The 4,801-nt window shown below is 76.3% G+C and carries 2 protein-coding genes; both read right to left on the reverse strand.

The annotated features are described in order from the left end of the window. Positions 1-893: AAA family ATPase (locus tag VIW71_RS09530; protein ID WP_331621631.1), on the reverse strand; the 893-nt coding region annotated here is incomplete at its 3' end. 514 nt (positions 894-1,407) lie between these two features. Further along, entirely contained in the window at positions 1,408-4,368 is a 2,961-nt protein-coding gene (locus tag VIW71_RS09535; protein WP_331621632.1) for a helix-turn-helix transcriptional regulator, read from the reverse strand. Between the last annotated feature and the right edge of the window lie 433 nt (positions 4,369-4,801).

Genomic DNA, 4,801 nt, shown 5'->3' on the forward strand with positions numbered 1-4,801 from the left:
AGGTGCGACCGCGGGGTCCGCGCCCGGCCCGCGGTTCGGGCCAGCTCGACCAGGGCCAGCGGGTTGCCCTCGGCGGCTCGCAGGATCTGGGTCCGGGCGTGCCCGGTGGGCGGTACCGCCGACTGCCGGTCCAGCAGCTCCCCGGCCTCGGTTTCGGTCAGCGGCGCGAGGTCGATCCGTGGGAAGTCCCGCACGAACTGTTCGGGCAGCTCGGCGGCGCGCGCGGTGGCCACCGCGACGACGGCTTCGTCGCCCAGGCGCCGCAGGATGAACGCGAGCGCGTTCAGCGACTCGTGGTCCAGCCACTGGAGGTCGTCCACGGCGAGCAGCACCGGCCGCTCGGCGGCGGCCCCCGTCACCAGGGACAGCGCCCCGACCAGCACGGGCAGTGTCCCGGCCCCCGGCGCCTCACCGAGCCCGAGGGCCCCCAGCAGCGAAGCCCTCTGGTGCGCGGTGAGGGCGGGGGCGGGCGCTCCGGAGCCGGTGGTGGCGGCGGAACCGGCGGCGGGGGTGGGGCCGGTCGCGGTGGTGGCTCCGGAGTCGGCGGCCGCCGGATCGGTGGCGGAACCGGCATCGGTGGTGGCGGCGGGGACGTCCGTGCCGGGGCCGGCGTCGGGGTCGCCACCCGCGTCGTCGGCACCCGCGTCGCTCAGGAGGGGCAGGAGCAGCTGGCGCAGGCCGGCGAAGGAGAGGCCGGTGTCGGCCTGGCTGCCGCGCAGGCGCAGCACGCGCAGCCCCTGCCGCTCGGCCGTGGCGACGGCCGCCTCCAGCAGCACCGTCTTCCCGCTGCCCGGCCCTCCGGCGAGCAGTACCAGACGCCGACCGCCGTGCTTGTCGGCGAGAAGGCGGTCCAGCACGGCGAGTTCGCTCCGCCTGCCGACGATCTGCTCCACGCGTCCCTCCGACGGTAAGCCGTCCGACCAGCGGGCCGACGGGCCGACGACCCACAATCTATGTGAACCGCACCGCCGCATCTCCCGGTGGGTGACCTACCGCTTCCCGCACCGCGACCCCGCTCGCCCGCCGCACCGGCGGTCCTTCCGCCGCGCGGGGTGACCGACGCCCCACTCCGCCGGGTGGAGCGTTCCGTGTCGTGCCCGTGCCGCCCACCCGCCGAGTGTCACGCCGTCTCGCGGTCCGTGACCGGCATCTGACTGGCGGTCAGCGGCGTGACCGAGGTCGCGCACGGCAACCGGCCACGGCGGGCAGGTCAACGAGGCGACGCACGAAGCCGGTCCGGGCCCGGCCGGTCGACCCGCCGCGCCCGGCCCGGGCGGCGGACCCGCCGCGCACCCGGCCCGGCCGGTCGACCCGCGGGGCCGCTCAGCCGGCCCGGCCGGTGAACCCGGGCGGTCCGGCCCGTCTCAATCCGCCCCGTCTCGGTCCGGCGGTCACAGCTCAGCCTGTTCAGCCCGGTCCGTCCAGCTCCGCCAGCGCGTCGCGCAGCGCCGCCCGTGAGGTGATGCCGAGCTTCGGGAACGCCTTGTACAGGTGCGCGCCGACCGTGCGCGGCGAGACGTTGAGCAGGCTGCCGATCTCCTTGTTGGACAGTCCCTTCGCGGCGAACTGGGCGATCCGGTACTCCTGCGCGCTGAGCGACTGGCCGCCGCCGCCCTGCTGGCTCCGGCCGCGGACGGAGACGCCCGCGGCGCGCAGCTCGGCCCGGGCGCGCCGGGCCCACGGCTCGGCGCGCAGACTCTCGAAGGTCTCCAGCGCCGCGCGCAGGTGCGGTCGCGCGGCGACCTGTCCCAGGCGGCGGCGCAGCCACTCCCCGTACAGCAGCCGGATCCGTGCGTGGTCGAAGCCCCACAGCGCGGCGTCCGGGAGCGCGAGGGCCGTCTCGAAGAGCGGCCCGGCCTGCTCGTCGGGCGCGGTCAGCGCCTCGGCGCCGGCCAGGATCAGGGCGTGGCGCGGGGAGATCAGCTCCAGCCGAGCCTGGCGCCCGGCCGTCACATGGGCCCGTGCCTCCGCGAGCCTGCCGGTGCGTACCGCCGACTCGACCAGATCGAGGAAGGGCCGGTTGACGTGCGGGAAGTAGGCCGGGAGCACGCCGGGCGGGGTGACCGCGGCGGCCAGGTGGTAGGCCTCCTCGAAGTCGCCCCGGGTCACCGCGGCCCGCGCCCTGGTCTCCTGGACGGTGCCGGCCATCAGCTCGAAGCGGCGCGGCCGGGCCCAGGTGGTGATCTCGTCGTTGAGCGCCCGCAGTGCCTCCTCGTCGCCCCGGGAGGCGGCCACCGACGCCAGCCCGTACTTGAAGAGGAGGTGCGTGAAGTTGTAGCCGTGATCGGCCGCGACCTCCGTTCCCTCGCTCGCCAGGGCCACCGCGTTGTCCCAGTCGCCGCGGACGAACGAGTCGTACGTACGGGCGACCATGACGAACTGGTGGCTGTCGTACGCCGCCTGGTCCACGAAGCCGCGCCACACGCCGTCGTAGTAACCGAAGCAGTCCAGGTACAGGGCGGTGAAGATCAGCCAGCTGACCCGCCAGAAACGGATGGCCGGCGGCAGCGCCGCGGTGGCCCGGTCCAGTCGGGCACGGACGCCGTGGGCGGTGCGCGCGGGGTCGGCCACCGCGGCGAAGCACATCCGCGCGGTCTCCGAGACCCGGTCGAGCGCCCGGTGCAGCGGCGGCCACAGGTCGGGGCGGCCGGCCCACACGCAGGTGATCAGCAGGACGTAGAAGGCGTCGTCGAACGCCTCCGCGTCCGCGTCACAGGCACTCGCCGGGGCGGTGTCCAGCACCGGGACCAGGGTCCGGAACACGCCGTCGACATCGCCGTCGCGGTGGAAGAGGACGTACGCCGCCGCTGCCGCGCCCCGTATCGACTGCTGCTCGGCGGGCTGCGGGCCGGAAGCGCCGTGGGCCCCGGCACCGGCCAGCTCGCGGGCCTGGTCCAGCAGTCCCCCCTTGCCCGCCACGAAGGCCGCCTCGTCCTGGCGGCGGGCCCGGTCGGCGGCATCGGGGCTGAGCTCGGCCGCGCGCAGGAAGGCCGCCGCCGCCTCGGCCGCGCCGCCGCGGGCCAGCGCTCGTTCGCCCGCCGCGGCGAGCGCCGCGGCGACGGCCTCGTCCGGGCCCTCGGCGGCATGGGCGAGGTGCCACGCACGGCGCTCCGGGTCGCCGGTCAGTACGGCGGCCAGCGCGCGGTGCGCCGAGTGGCGCACGGCGGTGGGGGACATGCGGACCAGGCAGGAGCGCGCCAGCGGGTGCCGGAAGGTCACCTGGTCGGCCACATGGTCGATCCTTACCAGGCCGGTGCGCTCGCTCGCGTCGAGCAGTTTGTCGTCCCACTCCTGCTCGCTCAGCGGCGCGGCGGCGCGGACCGTGCGCAGACTGCCGGGGCGCTGCCCCTCCAGGGCGGCGAGCAGCAGCGCGAACCGGGTCGGTTCCGGCAGCTCCCGGATGCGGTCGGCGAAGACCGCTTCGAGCCGGCTGCCCAGCGGCAGCGTCTGCGGCAGGGGTTCGGCGCCTTCGCGCTGGCCCGCGGTGAGCTGTCCGGGCAGCTCGACCAGGGCCAGGGGGTTGCCCTGTGCCTCGTCGATCAGCCGTCTGCGGGTGCCGGCCGACAGACCGGGGTAGCGGCTGTCCAGCAGCGCGACGGCGTCCGGGTCGGGCAGCGGGCCCAGGGTCAGTACGCGCAGGCCGGCCCGGTCGAGGAAGCTGGTCCAGCCGCTGCGGGCGGCGATCACGAAGGCCGCGCGGGTGCCGGTCAGCCGGCGGGCCATGAACGCCAGCACCTGGGCGCTGGACCGGTCGATCCAGTGCGCGTCGTCCACGACGACCAGCAGCGGCTGCTCCCGGGCAGCCGCCTGGAGCAGGGCGAGCGCGGCGGAGGAGATCGCGAACCGGTCGGGCGCCGCGCCGGCCCGCATCGCGAAGACCTGCTCCAGTACGCCGCGCTGGAACCCGGGCAGGTCGGCCGTGCGGTGCAGCAGGGGGTGCAGAAGCTGGTGGAGCGTGGCGAACGCGAGCTCCAGCTCGGTCTCCACGCCCACGACCGGCAGCACCCGCAGGCCGTCGGCGCCGGCCCGGGCCGCCACCGCTTCCAGCAGCACCGTCTTGCCCGCGCCGGGATCGCCCTGGATCAGGATCGCCGTTCCGTCGGCGATGTGCGAAGCCACGGCGGCGCCGGGCTCTCCGGTACCGCCGGTGCCCGGGTCCGCCGTCCCGCTCGCGCCCGGGTGCGCCGTCCCGCTCGCGCCCGGGTGCGCCGTAGCGCTGACGCCCGCCGGTCCCGTAGCGCTGACGCCCGCTCCCGTCCAGCCGACACCCGCGAGCGCCGTGCCCAGCGCGGCCAGCTCCGCGACGCGCCCGACGAGCTCCGTCCGGACCGGCACCTCCGCGAACTCACCGGCTCCGCCGAGCGTCAAGGTACCTCCCGCATCCCACGCCGCCGGGCCGGCCGCCGCCCACGCACCGGGATGCCCTCTTCGGCATCGGCTCGACGCTACGGTGTGCGGTGGGGCGCCGGAATCCGTCACCTCACTGCATCCGCCTGTGCGGTGACCGGGCACGCGGCACGCGGTGGGCCGGCGCTGCCGAAGACGACGGTCTTCACCTGGCCGTCGCCTCGTCCCGGTCGGTCCGCTCGTTCCCTCCGCGGGGGGCCTCGTTCCTCGGCCGCCCACTTCGGGAGCTCGGGCGTCAGCCCTTGTCCTCCGGCCGGTGCGGCGGCGGTCGTCCGCACGGCCGGAGTCCCGGGTGGCCCGTCGGTCACCCGGCCCGGCCTGGCGGGGGGCCAGGGGGTGTGCGGTGGGCCCCGACCGAGAACGTTGGTCGAATGACTGAGTCTGTGATCGGCTC

It is taken from the genome of Streptomyces sp. (genome assembly GCF_036524955.1).
Classification (GTDB): domain Bacteria; phylum Actinomycetota; class Actinomycetes; order Streptomycetales; family Streptomycetaceae; genus Actinacidiphila.